The sequence below is a fragment of the Mucilaginibacter achroorhodeus genome, assembly GCF_007846095.1.
In the GTDB taxonomy this organism is placed as follows: domain Bacteria; phylum Bacteroidota; class Bacteroidia; order Sphingobacteriales; family Sphingobacteriaceae; genus Mucilaginibacter; species Mucilaginibacter achroorhodeus.
In genome coordinates, this window is sequence record NZ_VOEI01000006.1 from 25,674 (window position 1) to 51,404 (window position 25,731).

25 protein-coding genes are annotated in these 25,731 nt (G+C 44.4%); 13 read left to right on the top strand and 12 right to left on the bottom strand.

The window, feature by feature from the left end; all coding sequences use genetic code 11:
* Nucleotides 1-28 precede the first annotated feature (28 nt).
* The 3 genes from FPZ42_RS15275 (at nt 29) to nagB (ending at nt 4,660) form a co-directional block, all read left to right on the top strand.
* Nucleotides 29-1,369, top strand: coding sequence for an APC family permease (locus tag FPZ42_RS15275; protein ID WP_146272666.1), 1,341 nt, complete (start codon nt 29-31; stop codon nt 1,367-1,369).
* Between the two features lie 3 nt (nt 1,370-1,372).
* Nucleotides 1,373-2,536, top strand: coding sequence for a trans-sulfuration enzyme family protein (locus tag FPZ42_RS15280; protein WP_146272668.1), 1,164 nt, complete (start codon nt 1,373-1,375; stop codon nt 2,534-2,536).
* 204 nt (nt 2,537-2,740) lie between these two features.
* A complete protein-coding gene (gene nagB, locus FPZ42_RS15285) occupies nt 2,741-4,660 on the top strand; it encodes a glucosamine-6-phosphate deaminase (protein WP_146272670.1) in 1,920 nt (639 codons plus the stop codon).
* Nucleotides 4,661-4,745: 85 nt separating this feature from the next.
* Here nagB and FPZ42_RS15290 read toward each other — a convergent pair whose 3' ends face one another.
* Nucleotides 4,746-5,357: a DUF4142 domain-containing protein gene (locus FPZ42_RS15290; RefSeq protein ID WP_146272672.1), complete on the bottom strand. Its 612-nt coding sequence runs from the start codon at nt 5,355-5,357 to the stop codon at nt 4,746-4,748.
* A gap of 131 nt (nt 5,358-5,488) precedes the next feature.
* Nucleotides 5,489-6,154: a basic secretory protein-like protein gene (locus FPZ42_RS15295; RefSeq protein WP_146272674.1), complete on the bottom strand. Its 666-nt coding sequence runs from the start codon at nt 6,152-6,154 to the stop codon at nt 5,489-5,491.
* Nucleotides 6,155-6,279: 125 nt separating this feature from the next.
* On the opposite strand from FPZ42_RS15295, the gene FPZ42_RS15300 reads away from it, so the two are divergent.
* From FPZ42_RS15300 to ftcD, 6 genes are all read left to right on the top strand, one after another.
* Nucleotides 6,280-6,675, top strand: coding sequence for a nuclear transport factor 2 family protein (locus FPZ42_RS15300; protein WP_146272676.1), 396 nt, complete (start codon nt 6,280-6,282; stop codon nt 6,673-6,675).
* Nucleotides 6,676-6,738: 63 nt separating this feature from the next.
* Nucleotides 6,739-7,245, top strand: a complete 507-nt coding sequence (locus FPZ42_RS15305) for a MarR family winged helix-turn-helix transcriptional regulator (protein WP_146272678.1) — start codon at nt 6,739-6,741, stop codon at nt 7,243-7,245.
* Nucleotides 7,232-8,791: a histidine ammonia-lyase gene (gene hutH / locus FPZ42_RS15310; RefSeq protein WP_146272680.1), complete on the top strand. Its 1,560-nt coding sequence runs from the start codon at nt 7,232-7,234 to the stop codon at nt 8,789-8,791. The genes FPZ42_RS15305 and hutH overlap by 14 nt, the downstream gene beginning before the upstream one ends.
* Nucleotides 8,769-10,442 (top strand): urocanate hydratase, encoded by a 1,674-nt coding sequence (gene hutU, locus FPZ42_RS15315; protein ID WP_146272682.1) that lies wholly within the window; start codon nt 8,769-8,771, stop codon nt 10,440-10,442. The genes hutH and hutU overlap by 23 nt, the downstream gene beginning before the upstream one ends.
* A 102-nt stretch (nt 10,443-10,544) precedes the next feature.
* Nucleotides 10,545-11,768, top strand: a complete 1,224-nt coding sequence (hutI, locus tag FPZ42_RS15320) for an imidazolonepropionase (protein WP_146272684.1) — start codon at nt 10,545-10,547, stop codon at nt 11,766-11,768.
* A 143-nt stretch (nt 11,769-11,911) separates the two neighbouring features.
* On the top strand, nt 11,912-13,597 hold the full coding sequence (gene ftcD / locus FPZ42_RS15325; protein ID WP_146272686.1) for a glutamate formimidoyltransferase: 1,686 nt from the start codon (nt 11,912-11,914) through the stop codon (nt 13,595-13,597).
* A 19-nt stretch (nt 13,598-13,616) separates the two neighbouring features.
* Here ftcD and FPZ42_RS15330 read toward each other — a convergent pair whose 3' ends face one another.
* The 10 genes from FPZ42_RS15330 to FPZ42_RS15375 all read right to left on the bottom strand — a co-directional run bounded on the left by FPZ42_RS15330 (nt 13,617) and on the right by FPZ42_RS15375 (nt 21,797).
* Complete coding sequence (locus tag FPZ42_RS15330) at nt 13,617-14,429, bottom strand: 5'-nucleotidase, lipoprotein e(P4) family (protein WP_146272688.1); 813 nt, start codon at nt 14,427-14,429, stop codon at nt 13,617-13,619.
* A gap of 18 nt (nt 14,430-14,447) precedes the next feature.
* A complete protein-coding gene (gene msrA, locus FPZ42_RS15335) occupies nt 14,448-14,993 on the bottom strand; it encodes a peptide-methionine (S)-S-oxide reductase MsrA (RefSeq protein ID WP_146272690.1) in 546 nt (181 codons plus the stop codon).
* Between the two features lie 49 nt (nt 14,994-15,042).
* Nucleotides 15,043-15,639, bottom strand: coding sequence for a hypothetical protein (locus FPZ42_RS15340; protein ID WP_146272692.1), 597 nt, complete (start codon nt 15,637-15,639; stop codon nt 15,043-15,045).
* A 43-nt stretch (nt 15,640-15,682) separates the two neighbouring features.
* Nucleotides 15,683-17,290, bottom strand: a complete 1,608-nt coding sequence (gene bshC / locus FPZ42_RS15345) for a bacillithiol biosynthesis cysteine-adding enzyme BshC (RefSeq protein ID WP_146272694.1) — start codon at nt 17,288-17,290, stop codon at nt 15,683-15,685.
* Between the two features lie 264 nt (nt 17,291-17,554).
* Nucleotides 17,555-18,892, bottom strand: coding sequence for a 30S ribosomal protein S12 methylthiotransferase RimO (gene rimO / locus FPZ42_RS15350; protein WP_146272696.1), 1,338 nt, complete (start codon nt 18,890-18,892; stop codon nt 17,555-17,557).
* A 113-nt stretch (nt 18,893-19,005) separates the two neighbouring features.
* A complete protein-coding gene (ftsY, locus tag FPZ42_RS15355) occupies nt 19,006-19,968 on the bottom strand; it encodes a signal recognition particle-docking protein FtsY (protein WP_146272698.1) in 963 nt (320 codons plus the stop codon).
* Between the two features lie 179 nt (nt 19,969-20,147).
* Entirely contained in the window at nt 20,148-20,306 is a 159-nt protein-coding gene (locus tag FPZ42_RS15360; RefSeq protein WP_095705631.1) for a DUF4295 domain-containing protein, read from the bottom strand.
* 68 nt (nt 20,307-20,374) lie between these two features.
* A complete protein-coding gene (gene rpmG / locus FPZ42_RS15365) occupies nt 20,375-20,557 on the bottom strand; it encodes a 50S ribosomal protein L33 (RefSeq protein ID WP_022830075.1) in 183 nt (60 codons plus the stop codon).
* A 67-nt stretch (nt 20,558-20,624) separates the two neighbouring features.
* Nucleotides 20,625-20,858: a 50S ribosomal protein L28 gene (gene rpmB, locus FPZ42_RS15370; RefSeq protein WP_095705630.1), complete on the bottom strand. Its 234-nt coding sequence runs from the start codon at nt 20,856-20,858 to the stop codon at nt 20,625-20,627.
* Nucleotides 20,859-21,044: 186 nt separating this feature from the next.
* Nucleotides 21,045-21,797, bottom strand: coding sequence for an alpha/beta fold hydrolase (locus FPZ42_RS15375; protein WP_146272700.1), 753 nt, complete (start codon nt 21,795-21,797; stop codon nt 21,045-21,047).
* Between the two features lie 312 nt (nt 21,798-22,109).
* Between FPZ42_RS15375 and acs the strand changes: the two genes are divergently transcribed.
* From acs to FPZ42_RS19235, 4 genes are all read left to right on the top strand, one after another.
* On the top strand, nt 22,110-24,011 hold the full coding sequence (acs, locus tag FPZ42_RS15380) for an acetate--CoA ligase (protein WP_146272701.1): 1,902 nt from the start codon (nt 22,110-22,112) through the stop codon (nt 24,009-24,011).
* A gap of 191 nt (nt 24,012-24,202) precedes the next feature.
* Complete coding sequence (locus FPZ42_RS15385) at nt 24,203-24,388, top strand: CsbD family protein (RefSeq protein WP_146272703.1); 186 nt, start codon at nt 24,203-24,205, stop codon at nt 24,386-24,388.
* Nucleotides 24,389-24,548: 160 nt separating this feature from the next.
* Complete coding sequence (locus FPZ42_RS15390; protein WP_146272704.1) at nt 24,549-25,367, top strand: alpha/beta fold hydrolase; 819 nt, start codon at nt 24,549-24,551, stop codon at nt 25,365-25,367.
* 92 nt (nt 25,368-25,459) lie between these two features.
* Nucleotides 25,460-25,636: a bacteriocin-like protein gene (locus tag FPZ42_RS19235; RefSeq protein WP_186458791.1), complete on the top strand. Its 177-nt coding sequence runs from the start codon at nt 25,460-25,462 to the stop codon at nt 25,634-25,636.
* Nucleotides 25,637-25,731 lie beyond the last annotated feature (95 nt).

Here is a 25,731-nt window from a genome sequence, read left to right on the forward strand (position 1 = left end):
AATTTAAAAAATAAACGCATAGGTAATAATGAGTATCCAACCACGGCTTAACCGCTTTGACCTCAGCATGATTGTAATTAGCCTGGTGATTGGTATGGGCATATTTGGCAGCCCAAGCGATGTAGCTGTAAAGGCCGGTAACGCATGGATATTTTTCGGGGCCTGGATATTTGGCGGGTTGGTGACCTTATGCGGCGCACTTACTTTTGCGGAGATAGGCGCACGCTACCCAACTACCGGTGGTTTTTATAAGGTATTTTCGTATTGTTATCACCCGGCATTTGCGTTCATGATCAACTGGGTTCTGGTTATAAGTAATGCATCATCTGTGGCAGCCGTCGCTTTGCTGGGCGCCGAATATATTAATCCTATCCTGTTGCCTGCCAGTTTGCAAAACCAGGTTGGTACAAAGCTTACCACTATTTTAACAGTACTTGTGTTATACGTTATAAACTTTTTGGGCATAAAGATGAGTGCACGCGCACAAAACGTGCTTACCATATTCAAGGTTGTTGCTGTTTTGGTGCTTTGCACCGCTATTTTTAAAAGTGACGCTACCGCTCCGGTAGTTGCAGCAGCTCCTGCGCAGGGCGGCAACATGATAACTGCATTTGGCCTTAGCCTGGTGGCGGTATTTTTTACTTACGGAGGGTACCAGCAAACCATCAATTTTGGTGGCGATATCATTAATGCAAAAACTAACATCCCAAAAGCCATTGTATTTGGCATCAGTACGGTCATAGCATTATACCTGGCTATCAATTATGCTTATTATGCTGTTTTAGGCATTGGCGGGCTGCAACAAACGCACACACTGGCAGCTAAGCTGGCAGGGGTAATATTCGGGCCAACTGGATACAAGATCACATCTATACTGATGTTTGTTTCCGTGCTTGGGTATGTAAATGTGAATATCCTGGCCAATCCGCGCGTTTACTACGCCATGGCCGAAGACGGCATACTACCGCAGATTTTTAAGCGTGTAAATCCCAAGACACAGGTACAGGAATTTGGGATGACGGTGTTTGTAGCTGCGGCATTAATCATCCTTTTCTTTGTAGATTCATTTAGCCAGATGCTTAAGTATGTGATGTTCTTTGATACCATCGGGCTTTCGCTTTGCGCCTTAACCATCTTCATTTTACGCAAGCGTACAAAAGACCTCGATACTAGCGGCATTTACACCATCAAATGGTTTCCGCTTATCCCGGTGATCTTTATATTGGCTTATTGGTTTGTCACCATCAATATCTTCATCACGTTTAAAGAAAATCCATTCGCAGCTTTCTGGTGCCTCGCTGCCTATGCCCTGGGGCTGGGCATTTATTACCTGGGCGCTCGCAAACCAAAAACCATTCAACCTGAGTAAATAATGGACATTTCTTATATCCTAAACGAACTTGGCGAAGAGCGCGACCAATACTTTAATGCCGTAGCGCCGCCAATTATCCAAAGCAGTAATTTTACCTTTAAAACGGTTGCCGGTTTTAGGGAAGCGCTTACAGATGAATTTGAGGCAACGCTGTACTCACGTGGGCAAAACCCCACTTTGAACATCCTGCGAAAAAAGCTGGCTGCACTTGATGGTGCCGAAGATGCTTTAGTGTTCGGCAGCGGTATTGCGGCTATCACTGTGCCCATACTTGCCCTGCTTAAACACGGCGACCATATTGTATCTATAGAAAATCCTTACAGCTGGACCATCAAACTCTTTAACAACTTCCTCAGCAAATACGGCATCAGCACTACCTTTGTTGATGGTACCGATACGGCAAATATCGAGCAAGCTATACAGCCCAACACCAGGCTGATCTATCTGGAAAGCCCCAATACTTTTAGTTATGATCTGCAGGATCTTACTGCCGTTGCAGCTATCGCAAAGCAACGCAATATCATCACCATGATAGATAATAGCTATTGTACACCATTATATCAACAGCCCATAAAGTTGGGGATCGATCTGGTAGCGCAATCGGCAACCAAATATATTGGCGGGCACTCTGACGTGGTGGCGGGCGTGCTAACAGGTAGCAAAGCATTGATCAAACGGATATTCGATCATGAGTTTTTAAATACCGGTGCTGCGCTTTCACCACATTCGGCATGGCTGCTTATCAGGGGATTGCGTACACTGCCGTTGCGCCTGGAGCGCAGTTTTGAAACAACTAAAAAGATTATTACCTGGTTAAAGCAACACCCCCGAGTAGACCAGGTACTTTGGCCGTTTGATGAAGAATTTGCGCAACGCGAGCTTGCCGAACAGCAAATGCAAGGTTGCGGGGGCTTATTCAGCTTTACGCTCAAGGGTGCTTCGATAGAAAAGATCGAAGCATTTTGTAACAGCCTCAAACATGTATTAATGGCGGTATCCTGGGGAGGGCACGAGAGTTTAATTATACCTGCTGTTGCGGGGGTAAGCATAAAGGATTATGATAAGCAGAACCCGCGCCATCAGCTGATACGAATGTATGTTGGTTTGGAAGAACCGGATTATCTGATAAAAGACCTTGAACAAGCACTCAAATCAGCTTTTTAAATTTTTTTAAAAAGTATTTTGCTTAATGTTTACACATTTACTAAGTTTGCACTGATGAAGTTATTAAACCCATCATATGATATAGCGTATTCGTCCTTGAGAAAGGGCAACAATTTTAGTTTATTGGTTGTAAATCCTCACTTTTAAGTGAGGATTTTTTTTGACCTGATTTTTTTAAGATATTCAACACAAATAAACCCCATTATGGCAAGATTAAATTTATTAGAAGAAACCCGGTACGAGAAGCTGCCGGTTACGGTCTACTCGGACCAGAAGGCAGCCTCGATTGCAGTTGCGCAACGCATAGCCGATCTTATCCGTAGCAAACAGGCAGCAGGCCAAAAAGCCGTATTAGGTTTGGCTACCGGTGTTACCCCGATTAGGGTATATGCTGAATTGGTGCGTTTGCACAAAGAGGAAGGGTTATCTTTTAAAAATGTGATCACTTTTAACCTTGACGAATACTACCCTATGAAGCCGGATGCTGATCAAAGCTACGTTACCTTCATGAACGAAAACCTATTCGATCACATCGATGTAGATAAAGCCAATGTACACATCCCTGATGGTACGCTTGCTCCGGATGATGTTGCTGCTTTTTGTTTGGCTTACGAGCATAAGATAGAAGAACTTGGTGGTTTAGACCTGCAAATATTAGGTATAGGCCGTACCGGTCACATCGGTTTCAACGAGCCAGGTTCGGCACCAAACTCCGGTACCCGTTTGGTTACTTTGGATGATCTTACCCGCCGTGATGCTGCCCGCGACTTTGGTGGTAAAGAGAATGTGCCTACCAAAGCTATAACCATGGGTGTGGGCACCATCTTTAAGGCACGCGAAATTATCCTGATGGCTTGGAGCGCTAAAAAAGCGCCAATCATTCGCCAGGCAGTTGAGGGGGAGATATCAAGCGAGGTGCCGGCAACTTTCCTGCAATTATCAGATCACGTAGAATTTGTATTGGATGTTGATGCAGCTTCGCAGCTTACTCGTTTTGATACACCTTGGTTGGTTAAAGATTGCGTTTGGGACGAGAGGTTGATCAAAAAGGCCGTTATATGGCTTTCTGGCGCCGTGAACAAACCTATCCTTAAACTGGAGGAAGAAGATTATAATAACAACGGTATGGCGCAGCTGGCCGTAGATAAGGGCCCTGTTTACCAGATAAACATCGATATATTTAACCAGATACAACACACCATTACCGGATGGCCGGGTGGTAAGCCGGGTGCAGATGACAGCCAGCGCCCTGAACGTGCTGAACCTGCACGCAAAAGGTCTATCGTATTCTCTCCGCACCCTGATGATGATGTGATATCAATGGGTGGCACCTTTATACGCCTGGTAGATCAGGGACACGATGTGCACGTGGCCTACCAAACATCAGGCAACACAGCAGTTTGGGACGATGATGTTTTGCGCTTTGTTGAGTTTGCTATCGACTTTAAAGAGAGCGTAGGCGAAGATGTTTCAGCAATGAAAAAAACATACGCCGAGATGCGCGAGTTTATGACAAGCAAAAAACCAAACCAGATAGATACACCTGAGATACGCGATGTAAAAGGCTTTATCCGCAAAACGGAAGCTATTGCCGGTGCCCGCTACGCAGGTTTGCCTGATAGTAATATCCATTTCCAGGCTTTGCCTTTTTATGAAACCGGTAAAACACAAAAAAACTCGGTTGGCGAAGAAGATATCAGGCTTACAATGGAGCTGTTGCAAAAAATAAAACCACATCAGGTTTTTGCTGCCGGCGACTTTGCCGATCCGCATGGTACGCACGTGGTTTGTTTCAATATCATCATTGAATCGTTACGCCGCCTGCGCGAAACCGAAGATTGGGTAAAGGATTGCTGGGTTTGGATGTACCGCGGCGCATGGCAGGAATTCCCAACCTATGAGATCGAGATGGCTGTCCCCCTTTCACCTGCCGAGGTTATCCGTAAACGCAACGCCATCTTTAAGCACCAATCGCAAAAAGACCGCCCTGTATTCCCTGGTGATGATGCACGCGAGTTTTGGGTACGTGCAGAAGACCGTAACCGCGAAACTGCACAATCATACGATAAATTAGGTATGGCAGAGTATGCAGCCATGGAAGCTTTTGTAAGATATCACTATTAATAAGAACATTATGCTTATAAACAGCAAGAGCCGCATTTGCGGCTCTTGCTGTTTATATACCTCGTATTAAAGCGAAGGCTAATACTTATTTTTTCACTGCTGCCTGTGCTTTTTCAGCAGCTTCTAAATGGTGCTGCAAAATAGGTACATGCTTGGCTGCAAAAGCCTTGATCTCTGCATCTTTACCATCAGTGGCTTCCTTTTTAAATTCTTCTACATCTTCTTTGTGGTCTTTCACCATGTAGTCGATGTATTTTTTATCAAAGTCGGCACCACTCAATTTAGCCATCTCGTCCACATCTTTTTGTTTATCGTTTGATAAAATGGCAGGCAGCGTGATCACTTTGGTACCTGCTAACGCTTTAAGCTCATCATTAGCTTTTGAGTGATCGGAAACCATCATGGCACCAAATTCCTTTACTTGTGCTGATGATGCCTTTTGCTGTGCAAGTTTACCGAGGGTAACTTCAAGCATACCTCCGTTAGCGGCATTAACCATAAATTTCGCATCATCTTTTAGCTCAGTAGAATCTTTTGATTCCAGTTCTTTCTTGTTGCTGTCTATGGCAGCATCGGTGCTGTTGCTCATTACACTTTTTGAGCTATCCGTGTCTGCTGTGCCATTGCTTCCGTTACCGCTACATGCTGCAGCAGTTACTATAATGGTTCCTAATAGTAATTTTGTGATATTTTTCATGATAGATTTTTTACTTATTAGTTAACCAATAATTATGCCATCAATGCTTTTTTTATGTAGGGAGAAAGTTTTGCATAATTTAGCTCAACGTCAGCAAATACGATCTAAAATCCCGGCTCCCCGCTCTTAAATTATAGTACTGGATTGGCAGCGTATTCCCTCCATAACTCTTCTACAGTTTTACCTGTCAGTTGCTTAAAAGTATTTTCGCTGTAGGTGTGTTTGCGCATAATATCGTCAAGCTTTTTTATAGTGCCTTTCTTCACGTGTTTTTCTATCCAGGTAAAGAAACGAGCGGTTATACGGTAGCTGTTATCAAAATTTTGAGTGGGTTTGTAATCGGGTAGTTTCCAACCGGCCGCCTGGTTAGCAATGCCGTACTCGTTACGCACATAATCCGCAATGCCTTCTGTGATCCACCATGGGCCGTTTGTATTGCCATAATCTTGCACTATGTGCATCACTTCGTGGGTAACTACATCAATATCATTAGGATGTTTAGTCATGTAAGAAGCACTAAAAACCACGCGGCCGTTATCCGTAGCGGCAACGCCGTGGTAGGCGGTGTCAATAAAAAAGTTTACCGTCTTAAGACTATTCTTGTTATATTCTTTAACAATGCCCGGATAAACCTCAAAAAATGTAGTGATCAATTTTTGACGTAAAGCCTTATCAAAATTACCATCGTTGCCGGATACGATCAGCATATAGCCATTCTTTTTTAAGGTATCGATACTATCAGCGAAGCTCGTTATCGCTAACAAGCCAAGTATTAGTGTTAAAGCGTATTTTTTCATGCAGCAAATGTAATTTAAACCTTTACAAATATGCTTTAACGGTGTAAAAAGGGTGATACATTGAAACAGACACTTTAAATTCATAAAGGTGCTTGTCAAGCGGCGATATTGTACGTAAATTAACAGTGAAGAAAATATTCTGGTTTATAGAAAGCAAAATGAAAAGCAACACAGAAGTTGTACAACTTTTCTCGGGTGGAAAATTTGATGAGGTTGAGGATCATCTCGCCGAAAATGTAGAATGGCAGATCTACGAAGAGAAGATGACTATCACCGGGAAAGCTGAAGTACTTAAGTTCTGCAGATCGGTAGCTGAGTATTTTAAAACCATCACCACCAAGTTTGAGATGTTTGGCCTTGTGAACGGCGGAGATAAGATCTCGATCTACGGTCGTGCCGAATTTATCCGCGAAGGAAAAACAGTTAACCTGGTTCATTCATGTGACGTTTATGAATTTGGGGGAGATGGAAAGATCCTCAAAATTTACTCATACTGTAACTCTCAACTAACAGAGCAATAAATCTTTATCAATTTGTGGAACAAATAAACTTGCATTTATATAAGCGCTTATATAAATTGCATTATGAATTTGTATCAGAATTTAGGTTACCTGGTTTTGGGCAGTCGCTTACGGCGTTTAAGCGAGGCTTTTTTAAGTGAAATAAACCGCATTTATCAGAGCGAAGGCATTGAGTTTGATGCCAGTTGGTTCCCGGTTTTTTATCTATTGTCACAGAATGATTCGCTGTCGATAAAAGAACTGAGCGATAAAACCGAGGTATCGCACCCGGCGGCAAGTCAACTCATTACCAACCTCAAAAATCGCAACCTGGTGGAGACCACCGCCGACCCCGACGATGCCCGCCGCCAGCTGGTACAATTTACAGAAAAAGGTAAAGCCCTGCTGCAACAGATCCTACCTATATGGGATGCCATCAGCGCCAGCATGGCCGAGCTTGCAGCCAGTGATACACAGATAGAACACCTGCTGCCTGCCATCACCGCCATGGAAGATACATTTCGCGCTTACAACCTTTCCGGCCACGTAGGCGATAAACTTAAAGCCGCCATCTCCAATGAAAACATTTAATTACGGCATAGATCATTTAAGTGTTGGCCTCTGCCTTGATATTGCTGCGGGGAGGGTAAAGGGAATAATCAGTGAGGATGCTAAAATCCGCATTGAAACATCCTGGCGCGAGGTGGAAAAGATAGCTCATGGTACAGAAGCTGTATATGGAATAAATACTGGTTTTGGTCCGCTGTGTGATACGCGCATCTCTGAGCTGGATACCAGTTTGTTGCAAAGTAACATTTTAAAAAGCCATAGCGTAGGCGTAGGGAACCCAATTCCCGAAGAGACCGCTAAACTGATGCTCATTACCAAAGTACACGCTTTGGCCCAGGGCTTTTCCGGTATTGCCTTGCAAACTTTGGAGCGCATTATCTGGCATATCGAAAATGATGTGATACCGGTTGTGCCGGAGAAAGGTTCGGTTGGTGCGTCAGGCGATCTGGCACCATTGTCACATCTTTTTCTGCCTTTGATCGGTTTGGGAGAGGTGCTGGTTGACGGAAATCGTAAACCGGCTGATGTGGTTTTAAAAGATAATGGCTTGCAGCCGTTAACGCTTGGGCCTAAAGAAGGATTAGCACTGATCAACGGCACGCAATTCATACTTGCTTTTGCAGTAAAAGGCGTAGAGCGCTTAAAGAATATATTGGACACGGCTGATATCATTGGTGCAGTATCGTTAGAGGGCTTGATGGGGTCGGCTAAGCCGTTTGATGAGCGCCTGCATGCTATTCGCCCGTATAAGGGTACCAAACATGTGGCTAAACGCCTGGCTGCTATGCTGCAAGGGTCAGAAATTGGCAACTCACATGCAGACTGTGACCGTGTGCAGGACCCATACTCCTTACGTTGCATGCCGCAGGTGCATGGTGCATCGCGCAATGCCTGGATGCATTTAAAGGAAATGACGGAAATTGAACTGAATTCCGTTACCGATAACCCAATTGTTTTTAATGCCGACGATACCATCAGCGGTGGCAACTTCCACGGGCAACCCATGGCTATTCCTCTGGATTACGCAGCCATCGCGGCAGCAGAATTAGGCAACATTGCCGACCGTCGTTGTTACTTGATGAGTGAAGGACGATACGGTTTACCCAAATTATTGACCAGTGATGCCGGCTTAAATTCCGGCTTGATGATCCCGCAATATACTACTGCGGCCTTGGTAACCGAGAACAAAACGCTTTGCTTCCCTGCGAGCGCCGATAGCGTACCGACTTCGCTTGGACAGGAAGACCATGTTTCCATGGGTTCCATAAGTGGGCGAAAGCTACATCAGATCATCGATAACATAGAATATATACAGGCCATAGAGTTGCTGTATGCAACACAAGCTTTAGAGTTTCGCAGGCCGTTGCAATCAACCAATATGATAGAGGCGTGCTATCGATTAGTGCGCGAACATGTGCCAGCGATAAAAGAGGACAGGATCTTTGCTACGGATATTAATGCCCTGCATAAACTCATTACAAGCGGGCAGTTTTTATCCTTGGCTAACCAAACCGCCCAAAACCATAAACTTAATTTAAATGACGATGACGAGTTCGGAATTTATTGATACACACGCCAACCATCCGCATTACAAGGCGCCGATAGGTAACCGTTTGCATGCTAAAAGCTGGCAAACAGAGGCGCCTTTACGTATGCTTTTGAATAACCTGGATAAACAGGTGGCCGAAAACCCGGATGAACTGGTGGTTTATGGCGGTATAGGCCAAGCAGCACGTAACCCCGAATCGTTGCGAAAGATCATAGAGATATTGCTGGAGTTGGATGAGCACCATTCATTGTTGGTACAATCGGGAAAGCCGGTAGGTATTGTACGCACGCACCCGCAGGCGCCACGTGTGCTGATAGCCAACAGTAACCTGGTGCCGGCATGGTCTACCTGGGAGCATTTTAATAAACTGCGCGCTGAGGGCTTGATGATGTTCGGCCAAATGACTGCGGGCAGCTGGATCTATATAGGAACGCAAGGTATATTGCAAGGCACTTATGAAACCTTTGTTGAAGCCGGTCGCCAGCATTTTAATGGTGATCTGCGTGGTAAACTAATTGTTAGCGCGGGCTTGGGCGGTATGGGTGGCGCACAGCCATTGGCAGCTACCATGGCAGGCGCAGTTTTCCTGGGTGCCGATGTAGATGAAAGCCGCATTCAGAAACGTATTGAAAGTAAGTATATCGACCGACTTACCCATTCATACGATGAAGCTATTGCCTTGGTAAAAGCGGCCATGGCAAAGGGCGAGCCGCTTTCAGTAGGCCTGGTTAGCGATGCCGGCGATATGATTGAGAAATTGATAGCTGATGGTTTAGTGCCGGATATGCTTACCGACCAAACCTCGGCGCATGACCCGATAAATGGTTACGTGCCGAACGGTTTGCGTTTGGACGAAGCAGTTGATCTCCGTAAAGCAGATCCCGAACAATATAAATTGTTGTCGCTAAAAAGCATGGCCCGCCATGTTGGGCTGATGCTGGAATTGCAAAAAAGAGGTGCCATCACTTTCGATTATGGTAATAACCTGCGCGAGTTTGCCCGCCAGGGCGGTGAACCTGATGCTTTTAATTTCCCGGGGTTCACGCCCGCATTCATTCGCCCGCTATTTTGCGAAGGTAAAGGACCGTTCCGCTGGGTGGCATTATCCGGCGATCCCGAAGATATTTATACGACAGATAGAGCTTTGATGGAAGCTTTCCCTGAGAATACTGCGCTAATCAATTGGATAGAGAAAGCGCAAAAGCAAGTGGCATTTCAGGGCTTACCTGCGCGCATTTGCTGGCTCGGTATGGGCGAGAGGGAAAAAGCGGGCCTGATATTCAACGACCTCGTGGCAACCGGAAAAGTAAAGGCACCGATAGTTATCGGCAGGGACCATCTGGATTGTGGCTCTGTGGCTTCACCCAACAGGGAAACGGAGGCAATGAAAGATGGCACGGACGCAGTATCAGACTGGCCGCTGCTTAACCTGATGGCCAACACTTCTGGTGGGGCAACATGGGTTTCATTCCATCATGGTGGGGGCGTGGGGATAGGTTATTCGCAACACGCAGGTATGGTGGTGGTGGCCGATGGCACTCCACGCGCCGCAGAATGCCTTAAACGTGTGCTACATAACGATCCGGCAATGGGTATCTTCCGCCACACTGATGCAGGTTATGATAAAGCTGCTGAATGGGGTGAAAGGTTTGGATTGAAGGTGTGGTGATTTGAGTCATTGGGGCGTTAAGTCATTGAGTCATTAATAAAAAACGATAGAAACAAACGCGTCATTGCCATCGCTACTTGCAATGAGGTAAGTAAATAATACATGAAACTAACCGGCCCATTCACACAAATATTACCGCTTGATGGCTTGCCGCTCAAAGGTAGGCTTGACGATGAGCAACTAAACATCATCCATAACGGCGGAGTATTAACTGAGAACGGAATTATATTAGCCATTGGCGATTTTGACGAACTGCGAAAAGCCAACCCATCGGCACAAATTGAGGAAACTATTGGGCCGCAGGTTTTGTTGCCCGGCTTTGTAGATTGCCATACGCATATTTGTTTTGCTGGTAACCGCGCTAAGGATTACAGCATGCGCATTGCAGGTAAAACTTACCTGGAGATAGCCAATGCCGGGGGCGGCATTTGGGATACGGTTACCCAAACACGTAACGCGACCAAAAAGGAACTGACCGAAACTCTCATACAACGTGCTAACCGGCACCTTGCTGAAGGTGTAACTACCATAGAGGTGAAAAGTGGTTATGGATTATCTTTACAGGAAGAGTTGAAACAGCTGCATGCAATTAAAGCGGCATCTGCACAAACTAAAGCTAAATTGATACCCGCCTGCCTGGCTGCACACATGGTGCCTAAAGATTTTAGTGGTTCGCAAGAGGAATATTTGATTTTGATCCTGAATGAGCTTTTGCCTAAAATAAAAGATGAACAATTAACTAACAGGGTTGATATATTTATCGAACAAAGCGCCATTAGTGCCGATAACGCGTTGAATTATTTAACTAAAGCCAAAGCATTGGGGTTTGATGTTACCGTTCACGCAGATCAGTTTACCATGGGCGGTAGTAAGGTAGCGGTTGAGGTTGGTGCTGTTTCTGCCGATCACCTGGAAGCATCCGGCGAAGCCGAAATAAAATTACTGGCGGAGAGTGATACGGTGGCCGTGGCCTTGCCTGGTGCATCGTTAGGCTTAGGCATGAATTATCCGCCTGCCCGCAAGTTGCTTGATGCAGGTGCCTGCCTCGCTATTGCCAGCGACTGGAACCCAGGCTCGGCACCCATGGGCGACCTGCTGATGCAGGCTGCCGTGATGAGCGCCGCAGAAAAGCTATCCGCTGCAGAAGTATTCGCAGGGTTAACTTACCGTGCAGCAGCGGCGCTAAAAATAAACAACCGTGGTATATTATCGCCTGGTATGGTGGCAGATATGCAATCATACCCATGCGCCGATTACCGGGAGATCTTATATTACCAGGGAAAGATGAAGCCGGTGGCAGTGTGGACTGGCGGAAATAAAGCGTAGGGCTTGTGCGATTCCTTCCCTCGGGAAGGTGTAGGAAGGGGTTATTACGGTTTGCAAATGCAGGAACCCCTCCCCGCCATAACACAGCCCGGCGCACCCCTCCCAAGGGAGGGAATTAAAGAATGACCTAATGAAATCATAATATGAAGAAATTAATTGAATGCGTACCCAACTTTAGCGAAGGGGTAAATATGGGCATCATTAAACAGATAACCGATGAGGTTGAATCTGTTGATGGTGTACGTTTGTTAAATGTTGACCCAGGCAAGGCTACCAACCGTACGGTGGTAACTTTTGTTGGCGAACCCGAGCAGGTGATAGAGGCCGCTTTTAGGGCCATTAAGAAAGCTGGTGAGCTAATTGATATGAGCAAGCAAAAAGGGGAGCATCCACGTATGGGTGCAACTGATGTTTGCCCGCTGATACCTATTGCCAATATCAGCATGGAAGAAACGGCTGAGTATGCCGTGAAATTGGCCAAACGTGTTGGCGAGCAGTTACAAATACCTGCTTATTTGTATGAATACGCACAACCCAATAAAAGCCGCAGCAATTTATCTATCATCCGTGCGGGGGAATACGAGAGTTTCTTCAAGAAGATCAAACAGCCCGAATGGGCGCCTGATTTTGGCCCGGCAGAAAATGATGTGAAGCGCGGTGCTACGGTAATTGGTGCGCGCGATTTTTTGGTTGCATATAACGTTAACTTAAACACTACCTCAACCCGTAGGGCAAACGCAATAGCCTTTGATGTTCGCGAGGCTGGCCGCACCATGCGTGAGGGCGACCCGGTAACAGGTAATATCGTCACCGACGAGAACGGTAAACCCAAAAGCATCCCCGGTTCGCTTAAAAGTGTAAAGGCGATTGGCTGGTATATTGAAGAATACGGTATTGCGCAGATCTCTATGAACCTGACCAATATTGAGGTTACGCCTGTGCACATGGCCTTTGACGAGGTTTGCAAGAAAGCTAACGAGCGAGGCATCCGTGTTACAGGCAGCGAACTGGTAGGTTTAATACCGCTCAAGGCGATGCTTGAGGCAGGTAAATATTTTCTGCGTAAGCAAAAAAGATCGGTAGGCGTCAGCGAAAGCGAGCTGGTCAAAATCGCCATTAAATCAATGGGGCTGGATGAGTTGGGGCCATTCAAACCGCAAGAGAGGATCATCGAATACCTTTTGAAAGATCAGGCCGACAGTAAATTGATCGGCTTGAGTTTAACCGGTTTCGCTGATGAAACTGCAAGTGAAAGCCCGGCCCCTGGTGGTGGTTCCATATCGGCTTACCTGGGTGTATTGGGGGCATCATTAGCTACCATGGTAGCTAATCTTTCATCTCACAAAAAAGGATGGGACAGCCGATGGGAAGAGTTTAGCAACTGGGCAGAGCAGGGGCAACGCTATAAAGATGAATTGCTGGGCCTGGTAGATAAGGATACAGCTGCTTTTAACCAGATCATGGAAGCTTTCTCGCTACCTAAATCAACCGACGATGAAAAAGCTGCACGTACAGCCTCCATTCAGTCTGCAACAAAGTATGCCATTGAAGTTCCCTTTAAAGTGATGGAGGTTGCAGTAGAAAGTTTCGGCCTTATTAAAGCAATGGTTGAGGGTGGAAATCCAAATTCTGTTACGGATGCAGGTGTGGCTGCCTTATGTGCGCGGTCTGCAGTGTTAGGTGCTTTTATGAATGTGAAAATTAACGCATCAGGTTATAATGACAAGGCTTATGTTGCCAAAGTTTTGAGTAAGGGAGCTGAACTGGAAAATGCCGCTGTAGAAGCAGAAAAAGAAATTATCAAAATGGTGAATAATAAAATAGCCTGACACAAATCGGGCTGCCTGATTATTGCTTTTCTAACTTGATATTCGCCTTTATAACGGAATCTTTTTGGGCGCCGCTGAGTTTGTAATTGTATTTGAACAATGCGCTTTCAAAATCGCCATAGGATGGATTAGGGATTACAATATACCTGCTTCCGAATTCTTTTCTCAGTCGCTCGGTGGCAGCCGTACGTTCTGCTTCCGGGCGTTTGTCATCGTAAACCTTGTCAAAATCCGGCAGGTTATCTCCGCACAGTAAAACTATATCGCATTTAGCTGCAACCTGCTGGCGGCGCGCTTCCTTGCTTGATGGGCCGTTTTTTAGAAAGATATGTGCGGCATCGGTATACGGAAGGCCATATTTCTGCAGGTTTTTTGTAGTGCCTTCCCGTTCGCTTTCGTCGCGATTGGTGATGTAGTACACCTGAACACCTTTTGATGCCGCATATTTAAAAAATGCAGGCGCGCCTGGTACGGTATCAGCATCAGCCTTTGCCGTCCAGGTTTTCCAGGTATCTAATGTGTATTCCTGGTTATTCAAAGCGCGCATGGCGTCGTATGGACTGTTATCTAACAAAGTTTCGTCTATATCTGTTACAACGGCCATGGGTTTGTTATTGCCCGAAGACTTAGCCAGTGCTTCATCTAATCTTAATTTAGCCAAATTATAGGCCTGGAAACAAAGTGCTTTATATTCTGCAGCGCGCTGCTGCCACAAAGAGGCCCACACCTTGCCGCCATTGGCTAATGAAATACCTTGTTGCGTTTGTTTTGGTGGAGAGCAGGCAGCTAATAAAATTGCACTTGCGCACACCAGACCGATACTTTTTTTCATAACGAAAGCTTGTAGCCCTTACAGTAATTCGGGCTTTATTTTATCCGTAAATTCTTTCACAAACTTATTCAATTTGGGATGAATAACAACGGTACAGTATGGCTTTAATGGATTTGTAATGTAATAGTTTTGATTGTGATTATCGGCTTGGTAAAACTCAGATGCCGGGCTTATTTCTGTAAGGATAGGTTTATCAAAAAGCTGTTCATCGGCAAGGCGTTTCATCATGGCCTCAGCCGCGCGCTTTTGCCTGTCATCATGATAAAAGATCACACTGCGGTACTGTGTGCCGATATCGCCACCCTGGCGGTTAAGGCTTGTCGGGTTGTGAGTTTTAAAGAAAAACAGCAAGAGTTCGTCCAGTGAAACAATATCGCCATCAAATTCCACTTGTACTACCTCAGCATGGCCGGTGTTGCCATTCGAAATCTCCATATAGGTAGGATACTTCACCGTACCACCCATATAGCCCGATTTGACCGAAACGACGCCTTTAACACTTTGGAAAATTGCCTCGGTGCACCAGAAGCAGCCACTGCCGAAGGTGATATTTTGAATGTTCATGTTAATCATAAACAGTCATAACGCTGGCGCTGCTAAATAATGATGGGTGCTACTCAATATCTTCGTAAGGCAAGTGACTTAAATCTGCCAACTTTTGAGGAAGATTTCTGAAAAGCTCAATGGGTGGAGTTATTGCTTTCGGTTTGAAGTTTGTAAAAGGAATTTTGTAGCAAAAATTGTCTGACGATGTGAGATAAACGTTGTCATATTCTTTATCATCCACCAGGTAGAACATACAAACTTTACCCTCTAAATCCTCCTGATCAATTCCCTCATTTTTGCTGACGGTTGACCAACCATGAATTTCGGCTTTCCACTTGATGTCTACCGGATAAGCTAAATAATTTACAGCAAAACAAAATGTAGTTAGATCGATATTGTATGGAAAGGTTACTGTATACTCTGATCCAAATAATGAGTAAACTCTTGGCAGCGCAGCATAATCCTCTTGATTATACTGATTACAAAAGTCCTTTAAAGCCTTTTTTACTTCATCCAAAGTAGCATTGCTTATCAGTATTATTTTATCATTTGAAATTACAAGAGATGGTTTTCCTGTTAAAGGACGCTTGCTAACACCTGTTTTGCTTTTTGATTTTCTGATAAGAAAATAGAGTACGATAAGAATGATGATTGCGACTTTCATACATTAGGTTTGCCTCTAAGATAATAAACCTCTGGAGAAACCGCTACTCCGTTAGCACTGTAAATTTAAAATCTAAAGGCTCAAAGTTGCGCACCAGTTCGTCAATAAACAACTGTCCCCATTTTACGTAGCTCAAACCAAAATTTTCGTTACGTTCCTGCAGACTGTTTTTTGGAAATAGGTCTTCTTTTATATGTTCTATTTGCTCAAGACGAGTTTGATAATTGCGCTTTTCGGCTTTTACGAGTTTCTTCTGAAAATTGCCAATGGCATGTTTCAGTCTTGCTTGTATGGCCGCTGCCGATGGGGGCAGGGTAGGGTCTATCTTATGCGAGGCCAGTTTTATTTTTTCAAACGTACGCTCAAACTCGCGCCATTCCTCGTTAAGGCTCAGGTCATGGTTACTGTGTTTCTTCACCCAATCGTTTTTGATCTCGTCGGTGCTTTTAAACAACAGTGTAGGAGAGAGCTCCATGCTTTTAATTTTGGCAGCAGTTTCCTTGCGGATAACCAACCCGGAGTTGCGGAGGATCAGCACCGGAAAATCGACTCCATAGAAATCAAAGTTCGATTTTAACTCCAGCCAGTAAACCACCTCGGCACCACCGCCAATATAGGCTGCATTAGGCAGTATGCACTCCTGGTATAAAGGGCGCATTACCACGTTGGGGCTAAAGCGCTCCGGCGCTGCTTGTAATTCCTGCTTAAGCTCATCTTCGGTAAAGGTGATGTCGGTATTCATCACCGCGTAGCGGCCGTTTTCGAACACGATGCGTTCTCGAAGCTGATCCTTAAGGTAAAAGAAATTTATCTCGCGTGGATTAACCTGTATATGCACGCCCAGTTGCTGCAGTTTGATGTTGGCGGCGCTGATATTTTTAAAGCTGTTCTGCTCTATAATGTCGCGCTCAATTATTGGTGCAAATTCGGCTTTAAGCCTGCGGTCGTCGGCATCGATTATTACCAGCCCATAACGCGCAAACAAAGCATTTACCAAGTAGCGGGTAGCATCAGCAAGCTTATCAAATTTGGTGTAGGCGGTTTCCACCATCTCGCCCAATTCAGATGAGTGCCCGTCAATACCTAAAACACCCTTGTATTGATTAATGGCCTGGCGCATGGTATCGGGGTTGATGCGGCCGGTTGCGCCGGCAGCCTCATACCACCAATGCACTTTTTTGCCACCGATGTTGGTGTAATTGATCTCGGCAAAATCATGGTCCTCAGAAGCCATCCAATATACAGGCACAAAGTCTTTGTCAGGGAAAGCTTCTTTAAGCTGGCTGCAAAGCTTTATGGCCGTTACAATCTTGTAAATAAAGTAAAGCGGGCCGGTAAATATATTGAGCTGGTGACCGGTAGTAATTGTAAAGGTGTTATCGTTTTTAAGAAGTCCGATCTGGGCTTTAACATGCTCCTGTGATTCTAACTGACGGAAATCGGCACCTTTACCGAAGTATTGTTCAGTTAAAACCTCGGCAAGTAAGGTGCGGTTTGCAGTAACCTTTTTGTTATCGAAAAACTCAGCAAAGCCCTGTAGCGTTGGCCTGTAACCATAAAATGAACGTAACTCCGGGACATCTTCCAGGTAATCGATCACCGTTTGGGAGAATAACCCCGTGTCTTTATAGTCAATACAGGCAGCTTCCATTTATCGTCAATTTGGCGGCAACATTGTAAATGCATGGCTTAAATCAACTCACCCGGTCATCGCTATCGCTCGACCACCCTCTCTTCGCTGCGCGTAAAGAGGGATTTCGTTTCTTACCCTCTTTGCTGAGCAGAGAGGGTCGACCAGCGTAGTGTAGTCGGGGTGAGTCTAATGCCAGGCAACAAAGCGTTACCCTATTCAAAGTTAATCGTCGAAATTAGATTTTAATATCTGAATACCAACAAGGCGCCGCTGCAAACGGTTTTATTTTACAATTTGTCCATAAAGGTCAAAGTCCTCGGCACTGTTTATCTTTACATTAACAAAAGTACCAGGTGCTGCGTAATTCACGCTGGCATCTATCAATACCTCATTATCAACCTCGGGCGAATCATACTCTGTCCGGCCAACAAAATAGCCGCCGTCTTTCTTGTCGATCAACACCTTGTAGGTGTTGCCTATCTTCTCCTGGTTTTTCTCGTAAGAGATACCTTGCTGGATTTCCATAATTGCATCAGCGCGTTCCTGTTTTACTTCCTCAGGTACGTCATCAACCAAAGTGTGGGCATGGGTTTTTTCCTCGTGCGAGTAAGTGAAACAACCCAAGCGGTCGAAGCGGGTATCCTCAACCCATTGCGCCATTTCTTCAAAATCCTGCTGGGTTTCGCCGGGATAGCCTGTAATTAATGTGGTACGCATAGCAATGTTAGGCACCCGGTCGCGGATCTCGTTCACTACATCAATAGTTTTTTGCTTGGTCAGCCCACGGCGCATCGATTTCAGCATGTTATCTGTGATATGCTGCAACGGCATATCCAGGTATTTACAGATATTGTCGCGCTCGTTCATTACTTCCAGTACTTCCATCGGGAAACCTGCGGGATAGGCGTATTGCAATCTTATCCATTCTACACCGTTTACATCGCTCAGTCTGCGTAATAACTCATCCAGGTTACGTTTGCCGTATAGGTCTAAGCCGTAATAAGTCAGATCTTGTGCAATCAATATCAGTTCTTTGGTGCCATTGGCAACCAGGCTCTCCGCATTTTTAACTAATTGGTCTATTGGCGTGCTCACATGTTTACCACGCATTAGCGGGATAGCGCAGAATGAACATGGGCGGTTACAACCCTCGGCAATTTTAAAATATGCAAAGTGCGAAGGAGTGGTCAACAAACGCTCGCCAATCAATTCGTGGCGATAATCAGCGCCGATGTTTTGTAAGATATTCTGTAGATCGTTAGTGCCAAAATAGGCATCAACGTTGGTAATTTCAGCTTCCAGCTCGGGTTTGTAGCGCTCGCTAAGGCAACCGGTAACTATCACTTTTCCAACTTTGCCCTGCTCTTTAAGTTCGCTGTATTGTAAGATGGTATCGATAGATTCCTGCTTGGCATTATCAATAAAACCACAGGTATTGATCACCACAATGTCGTTCTGCCCAACTTTATCAGCTTCATGCACCACATCAAAGGCGTTGCCCTTAAGCTGGCCCATCAGTACTTCACTGTCGTAAATATTTTTAGAGCAACCCAGGGTAACCACGTTTACACGTGGCTTAGCTGTTGGCTTTAGTTGCTTACTTATTTCTTTAGTCCTCATTGTATCTCACTATGTCATTGCGAGCGATAGCGTGGCAATCTCCTCGCGTTAATGATCTGCAAGCGACGAGATTGCTTCGTCGTACCTCCTCGCAATGACAAATCCTTATTTACTTAATTAAACAGACTATTCACAAATTCCTGCCTGTCGAATAACTGCAGGTGATCAATACCTTCACCAACGCCGATGTATTTAACCGGGATCTTGAACTGTTCTGATATGCCTATTACCACGCCACCTTTTGCGGTACCGTCAAGCTTGGTTAAAGCCAGGGCGTTAACTGCGGTAGCTTCTGTGAATTGTTTACATTGTTCAACGGCGTTTTGGCCGGTTGAGGCATCGAGAACTAATAAGATCTCATGCGGAGCACCTGGGATAACCTTCTGCATCACGTTTTTGATCTTGGTTAGCTCATTCATCAGGCCCACCTTATTATGTAAACGACCAGCAGTATCAATAATTGCCACATCATCACCATTGGCTACTGCCGAGCGCAGGGTATCAAAAGCTACAGAAGCAGGGTCGCTGCCCATGGCCTGTGCTACAACCTTAACGCCAACGCGCTCACCCCAAAGTTTTATTTGGTCAACTGCTGCCGCCCGAAAGGTATCTGCCGCCCCCAATACAACCTGGTTACCCGCTTGCTTTAGTTTGTGAGCAAGTTTGCCAATGGTAGTAGTTTTGCCAACACCATTTACCCCAACCACCATAATTACATAGGGCTTATGGTCGCCGTATTCAAGGGTGCGAAAATCATTGCTGTTGTTTTCGGCAAGTAGCTTTTGTATCTCGTCCTTAAGGAGGGTATTCAGCTCAGATGTACTTACATACTTATCGCGCGCAACGCGGGCCTGTATACGCTCAATGATCTTTAAGGTAGTAGTAACGCCTACATCTGATGTTACCAGTACTTCCTCCAGATCATCCAGCACATCATCATCTACTGTTGAGCGGCCTGCGACAGCTTTTGTTATTTTAGAAAAGAAACTGTCTTTAGTTTTCTCGAGGCCGGCATCCAGTACCTGCTTCTCTTCCTGCGTGGTTTCTTTCTTTTTAAAAAAATCAAATAATCCCATAGGTGATCAGAATTTACAGAATTTTAGGATCTCAGAATTTACTCTATCTATCAGAACTTGAAGAGCTAAAGCATTCAGTAAATTCTTTAATTCTGTAAATTCTGGTTCCAGACGAACTTATAACAAAAAAAGCCCTCTCGTTGTAAACAAGACGGCTTTTATATTTTTATCAAAAGTGATTACAGTTTACCTGCAATAGCATCTTTAATGTTATCGTTTGGAACGATCTGCTCTTTGAATGAATAAGCACCGGTACGTGGCGACTTAACCATTGTAATAACTTTTGAAAATTCTTTTCCTTTACCTGTTTTCAGGGTTGCAACTACTTTCTTTGCCATGTTATTATGTTTTTACGTTGTAGTGTAATCGAAATAGTAAACCTATTAACGGTTAAACTTCAACCAAATTACTTAATTTCTTTGTGAACTGTTACTTTACGCAATACAGGGTTGAATTTTTTCAACTCTAAACGCTCAGTTGTATTTTTTTTGTTCTTGGTGGTAATATAGCGAGACATACCTGGCATGCCGCTGGTTTTGTGCTCTGTGCACTCTAAAATTACCTGAACTCTGTTACCTTTCTTAGCCATCTTGATGTATTTTTTATCTGCTACAGGTCTCGGTGAACATCACTGCTCTCCCAATCGCTGGCTGCAATTATATTGAACCTTTTTTTACAAACTTGTTGATACAAGCGGTTATACCGTTTTTGCTGATTGTTTTAATAGCAGAAGTAGATACTTTTAAAGTGATCCATTTATCTTCTTCAGGTATATAAAACTTCTTAAGTTTTAAGTTAGGATAAAATTTACGTTTGGTCTTAACGTTTGAGTTAGAAACGTTGTGGCCATTCATGTAACCTTTTCCTGTTAAATCACAAATTCTTGACATGACAAATATTTTTTATTTACCCTTCTTCTAAAAAGAGTTTGCAAATATCAGGCTTTTAAGTGAAAAAGGCAATAGTGTAAACAAAATATTTAAAAATATTATCAACATCAATTACGGCTTGGCTTTACCTGGTTTGTACTTTTCTGTAAAGCGTAACAATTTCATCTGCTACCAATTGCGGATCATCTAAAAAACACAGCGGTGGGTATTTTTAGCCAGAATGTATTTCCGGTTAGGGCGTTCGGTGGCAAACAATCTTAAGCAATTTTTCCAGGCCTGGTTATCCGAACTGTTGAATGGCGGTACATCTGACCCGATAACCGTTATCGGCATTTTTGCTTTTGGCGCAGCTTCGGCGGCTCTTAAGCCCGTCTCTGCGTAACTTTTAAGCAGGTAGTACACGCCTGGCAGTTCTCTTTTAAAGGAGTCCATTTTTGTGGCGTATGAGGTCAAAACCTCTTGAGATTTTTGAGGCGTTACATAACAAGGTGTACTGGTATCTATAAAAATTGCTCCTCTTATTAAACCGGGATGCCGTGCCGAAAATACCATCGTATAACTCCCGCCAAGCGAATGCGTCACCATAAATAACCTCTTATCAAAACCTAACTTCTTCAATCCAACCTCAAGCCCTTCTATGTCGTTTATAACACCAACTTTATTGGTGTCCAGTCCGCTTTTACCAAAGCCGGGGCGGTCATACGTTATTAAAGTTGCATTTAGATCTTTATGAAGCATTGCTGTGATGCCGTCCCAAACAGTCGCACCATCACAACCGCCCGATTCAAATAGGATAGGAAGTCCCTTGCCTTTAATGATATGAAAATGCAGGCTATACGTCCCGGTATTTACCATAGTATCTAAAACCTGAGCTTGGGCCTTCACAAAACCGGCACAAACAAATGCGTAAATGCAGATTAAAATGGTTTTTAATTTCATATATAATAAGATGCGTCTTGTAAAAACGGGTTACATATTTTTTATCTTTCCTAAAAACAGCGCAAACGTTTGCTTTAAGTTTATCTATGTAAATGGCATCCCGCGAAAACAAAAATCTCGCCCAGATACTTCTGTTTATGAGGATTTGATTTGCGTTTGTCATCAAAATATCCTCATATTAGCGTCAGTAAAACCTTTTAGCAAAAAGACAAGTGCTGAAATAAGCTTTTTAAAATTTTTTAAAAAGCTTATAATATGAATTAGCTTTTTTCTTAAAAATAACTAATTTACGCACACCATTATAACCACATTATGCAAGTTAAATCATTTGAAGAGTACCAGCAGGCCTGGCGAAAAAGCGTTGAGCAGCCTGAGCAATTTTGGGAAGAAATAGCCGGCAATTTTCAATGGCGCAAAAAATGGGATAAAGTTTTAGAATGGAACTTTAAAGAACCAAAAGTGGAATGGTTTAAAGGAGCCAAACTCAACATTACCGAGAACTGCCTTGACCGCCACCTGGAGAAGAACGGCGACGTGCCTGCCATTATCTGGGAACCTAATGACCCTACCGAAGATCATCGCGTATTGACTTACCGGCAGTTACATGATAAGGTGTGCCAGTTTGCAAATGTGCTTAAAAATAACGGGGCCAAACGCGGCGACCGCATTTGTATATATATGCCAATGGTTCCGGAACTCGCTATTGCCGTTTTGGCTTGCGCCCGTATAGGTGCCATCCATTCAGTAGTTTTTGGTGGCTTCTCGGCACAGTCCATTGCAGACCGTATAAAGGATGCAGATTGCAATATCATCGTAACCGCAGATGGAAGTTATCGTGGAACCAAAGAAGTTCCGTTAAAATCAACCATTGATGACGCGCTGGTACAGTGTCCTTCTGTTAAGCGTGTGATAGTGCTCACCCGCAGCCACACCCCTGTATCAATGATCAAAGGCCGGGATGTTTGGTGGGAAGACGAGGTGAAAAAAGTTGAAACGCAAGGCAACCCTGAGTGCCCGGTTGAAGAAATGGACGCGGAAGATATGCTGTTCATTCTATATACTTCAGGTTCAACCGGTAAGCCAAAAGGCGTGGTGCATACATGCGGAGGCTACATGGTTTACACAGGTTACACCTTCAGCAACGCATTCCAGTATCAGCCCGGAGAGGTCTACTTCTGTACAGCTGATATTGGCTGGATAACCGGCCACTCTTATATAGTATATGGTCCGCTTAGCCAGGGCGCTACTACGCTGATGTTTGAGGGTATCCCAACCTGGCCAAATGCCGGTCGGTTTTGGGATATTGTAGAAAAATATAAAGTAAATATACTATACACCGCGCCTACGGCCATCCGCTCGTTGATGAGTTTTGGTGATGAGGTAGTTGCAGGCAAAGATCTGAGTTCCTTAACCAAATTAGGGTCTGTAGGTGAGCCTATCAATGAAGAAGCATGGCACTGGTTCGATGAAAAGATCGGTCATGGCAAATGCCCAATTGTTGATACCTGGTGGCAAACCGAAACCGGCGGTTTTATGATATCGCCTATTGCAGGTGTTACGCCAACCAAGCCCGGCTACGCAACCTTGCCACTACCTGGTGTGCAACCAATTTTGGTTGACGAGAACGGTAAAGAGATTGAAGATAACGGCGTAAGCGGCAACCTTTGTATCAAATTCCCGTGGCCTGGCATGCTGCGCACCACTTATGGCGACCACGAGCGTTGCCGCCAAACGTATTTTGCAACTTATGAAAACCTGTACTTCACCGGCGACGGCTGTCTGCGCGATGAGGATGGTTACTACCGCATAACCGGCCGTGTGGATGACGTACTGAATGTATCCGGCCACCGCATTGGTACTGCCGAGGTAGAGAACGCCATTAATATGCACAGCACCGTAGTAGAAAGTGCCGTGGTAGGTTACCCGCACGATATTAAAGGCCAAGGTGTTTACGCTTTTGTGGTAAGCCCCGGCAAACACGGCGATGAGGAGATAACCCGCAAGGATATCATCATGACCGTATCGCGCATCATAGGCCCAATTGCCAAGCCCGATAAGATCCAGTTTGTAAGCGGCCTGCCAAAAACACGCTCGGGCAAGATCATGCGTCGTATTTTGAGGAAGATAGCCGAAGGCGATACCTCTAACCTGGGGGATACCTCAACGTTGCTTGATCCGGCTGTGGTAGATGAGATAAAGGCGGGGGCGTTGTAAGAGATATCTAACATGTCATTGCGAGAAGCGCAGCGACGTGGCAATCTCCTCGCGTTTAGGATTTGCTTGCGACGAGATTGCTTCTCCGCCATTCGGCGGATCGCAATGACATATCTATTATTTGCCATTCTCCAAACCAAACACCTGCCCGCCTGTTCTTCTTATACATCTAAATTAAGGAGAAACACACAATGGACAAATTGGAATTAAAAGGCGGATGGAACGAGTTGAAAGGTAAGATCAAACAAGCTTATGCAGATCTTACTGATGACGACCTTAAATGGGAAGAAGGTAAAGATGATGAAACCCTTGGCCGTCTCCAGCAAAAAACCGGTAAAACCCGCGAAGGATTAATAGACTGGTTAAAGAGTTTATAATTTAATAATGTAAAGGCCGCAAGGCCTTTATTTTTTTGATTAAATTAGAGCCGTGAGGAATATTTGAAAGTTTTAATTGACGCATCAGGATTTATTGTTACCTGATGTTGCAAACTTTAACTATAACCTCAATTAATCATTTCTACTTATTTCAAAAACTATGAAATTTACAACTAAAGACGGAACCGAGATCTATTACAAAGACTGGGGTAAAGGGCAACCAATTGTTTTTCACCATGGCTGGCCATTATCAAGCGATGACTGGGATGCACAAATGATGTTCTTCTCTCAGAAAGGTTACAGGGTAATTGCACATGACCGCAGGGGGCATGGCCGATCAACCCAAACAGCTACAGGTAACGATATGGAAACATATGTAAATGATGCTGCCGAACTTTATGATTTTCTTGAGCTGAAAGATGCTATACACGTAGGCCATTCAACCGGCGGCGGCGAAGTGATCAAATATGTAGCTAAATATGGAAAAGGTATTGTAACCAAAGCAGTATTGATAAGCGCTGTGACTCCCTTAATGCTGCAAACCGAAGCTAACCCGGATGGTGTCCCTTTGTCTGTTTTTGATGAGATACGCCAGGGCACGGCTTTTAACCGGCCGCAATACTTTGAAGATTTTACCATTCCATTCTATGGTTACAACCGTGAGGGGGCTAAAACTTCTGAAGGTATACGTAAAAACTGGTGGAGACAGGGTATGATGGGAAGCGTGCTTGCCCACCATGATGGTATAAAGGCTTTCTCTGAAACCGACTTTACCGAAGATCTGAAAAGTGTTGACATACCAGTACTGGTATTACATGGCGAAGATGACCAAATAGTCCCTATCGATAACTCGGCAAAAAAAGCCATTAAACTTTTAAAGAACGGCAAGCTCATAACTTATCCGGGCTTTCCGCATGGTATGCCAACAATTGAGGCAGCTACAATCAATGCTGATATTTTGGACTTTGTAAATTCTTGATATTGTAGAAGTTAATATAAGATTTGCTTTGAGTTTTATTTGCTTTTATTATACGGTATTTGTAGCTTCAAGCAAAATAAAACCCACAAAGCATGAAAAATCTAAAAAAACTTACAAGAGAAGAGATGAAAAACGTTTCTGGAGGTAAATTTCACACTGTAATTTACACTTGTAATGATGGTAGTACTATTGAAATGCAGTCTCCTGCATGCGACACTGCTTCGCATGTTTGTGATTCTAATGGCGGAGTTAAGTTCTGTAATGGTTAAAAAGCAAACCGAGCTATTTAGTTAGCTTACTTATTGTAAATCCAGAATATCATTAAAAGCCATCTCAACCGAGATGGTTTTTTTGTGCAACGAAC

Excerpts from the sequence above, each read along its gene's own strand:
- FPZ42_RS15280 (WP_146272668.1), top strand. The coding sequence starts at position 1,373 with ATGGACATTTCTTATATCCTAAACGAACTTGGCGAAGAGCGCGACCAA.
- FPZ42_RS15290 (WP_146272672.1), bottom strand. The coding sequence starts at position 5,357 with ATGAAAAATATCACAAAATTACTATTAGGAACCATTATAGTAACTGCT.
- rpmG (WP_022830075.1), bottom strand. The coding sequence starts at position 20,557 with ATGGCTAAGAAAGGTAACAGAGTTCAGGTAATTTTAGAGTGCACAGAG.
- FPZ42_RS15305 (WP_146272678.1), top strand. The coding sequence starts at position 6,739 with ATGAATTTGTATCAGAATTTAGGTTACCTGGTTTTGGGCAGTCGCTTA.
- FPZ42_RS15385 (WP_146272703.1), top strand. The coding sequence starts at position 24,203 with ATGGACAAATTGGAATTAAAAGGCGGATGGAACGAGTTGAAAGGTAAG.
- acs (WP_146272701.1), top strand. The coding sequence starts at position 22,110 with ATGCAAGTTAAATCATTTGAAGAGTACCAGCAGGCCTGGCGAAAAAGC.
- FPZ42_RS15275 (WP_146272666.1), top strand. The coding sequence starts at position 29 with ATGAGTATCCAACCACGGCTTAACCGCTTTGACCTCAGCATGATTGTA.
- rimO (WP_146272696.1), bottom strand. The coding sequence starts at position 18,892 with ATGAGGACTAAAGAAATAAGTAAGCAACTAAAGCCAACAGCTAAGCCA.
- hutH (WP_146272680.1), top strand. The coding sequence starts at position 7,232 with ATGAAAACATTTAATTACGGCATAGATCATTTAAGTGTTGGCCTCTGC.
- msrA (WP_146272690.1), bottom strand. The coding sequence starts at position 14,993 with ATGAACATTCAAAATATCACCTTCGGCAGTGGCTGCTTCTGGTGCACC.
- hutI (WP_146272684.1), top strand. The coding sequence starts at position 10,545 with ATGAAACTAACCGGCCCATTCACACAAATATTACCGCTTGATGGCTTG.
- FPZ42_RS15375 (WP_146272700.1), bottom strand. The coding sequence starts at position 21,797 with ATGAAATTAAAAACCATTTTAATCTGCATTTACGCATTTGTTTGTGCC.
- bshC (WP_146272694.1), bottom strand. The coding sequence starts at position 17,290 with ATGGAAGCTGCCTGTATTGACTATAAAGACACGGGGTTATTCTCCCAA.
- rpmB (WP_095705630.1), bottom strand. The coding sequence starts at position 20,858 with ATGTCAAGAATTTGTGATTTAACAGGAAAAGGTTACATGAATGGCCAC.
- FPZ42_RS15360 (WP_095705631.1), bottom strand. The coding sequence starts at position 20,306 with ATGGCAAAGAAAGTAGTTGCAACCCTGAAAACAGGTAAAGGAAAAGAA.
- nagB (WP_146272670.1), top strand. The coding sequence starts at position 2,741 with ATGGCAAGATTAAATTTATTAGAAGAAACCCGGTACGAGAAGCTGCCG.
- ftcD (WP_146272686.1), top strand. The coding sequence starts at position 11,912 with ATGAAGAAATTAATTGAATGCGTACCCAACTTTAGCGAAGGGGTAAAT.
- hutU (WP_146272682.1), top strand. The coding sequence starts at position 8,769 with ATGACGAGTTCGGAATTTATTGATACACACGCCAACCATCCGCATTAC.
- FPZ42_RS15330 (WP_146272688.1), bottom strand. The coding sequence starts at position 14,429 with ATGAAAAAAAGTATCGGTCTGGTGTGCGCAAGTGCAATTTTATTAGCT.
- ftsY (WP_146272698.1), bottom strand. The coding sequence starts at position 19,968 with ATGGGATTATTTGATTTTTTTAAAAAGAAAGAAACCACGCAGGAAGAG.
- FPZ42_RS15340 (WP_146272692.1), bottom strand. The coding sequence starts at position 15,639 with ATGAAAGTCGCAATCATCATTCTTATCGTACTCTATTTTCTTATCAGA.
- FPZ42_RS15390 (WP_146272704.1), top strand. The coding sequence starts at position 24,549 with ATGAAATTTACAACTAAAGACGGAACCGAGATCTATTACAAAGACTGG.
- FPZ42_RS15295 (WP_146272674.1), bottom strand. The coding sequence starts at position 6,154 with ATGAAAAAATACGCTTTAACACTAATACTTGGCTTGTTAGCGATAACG.
- FPZ42_RS19235 (WP_186458791.1), top strand. The coding sequence starts at position 25,460 with ATGAAAAATCTAAAAAAACTTACAAGAGAAGAGATGAAAAACGTTTCT.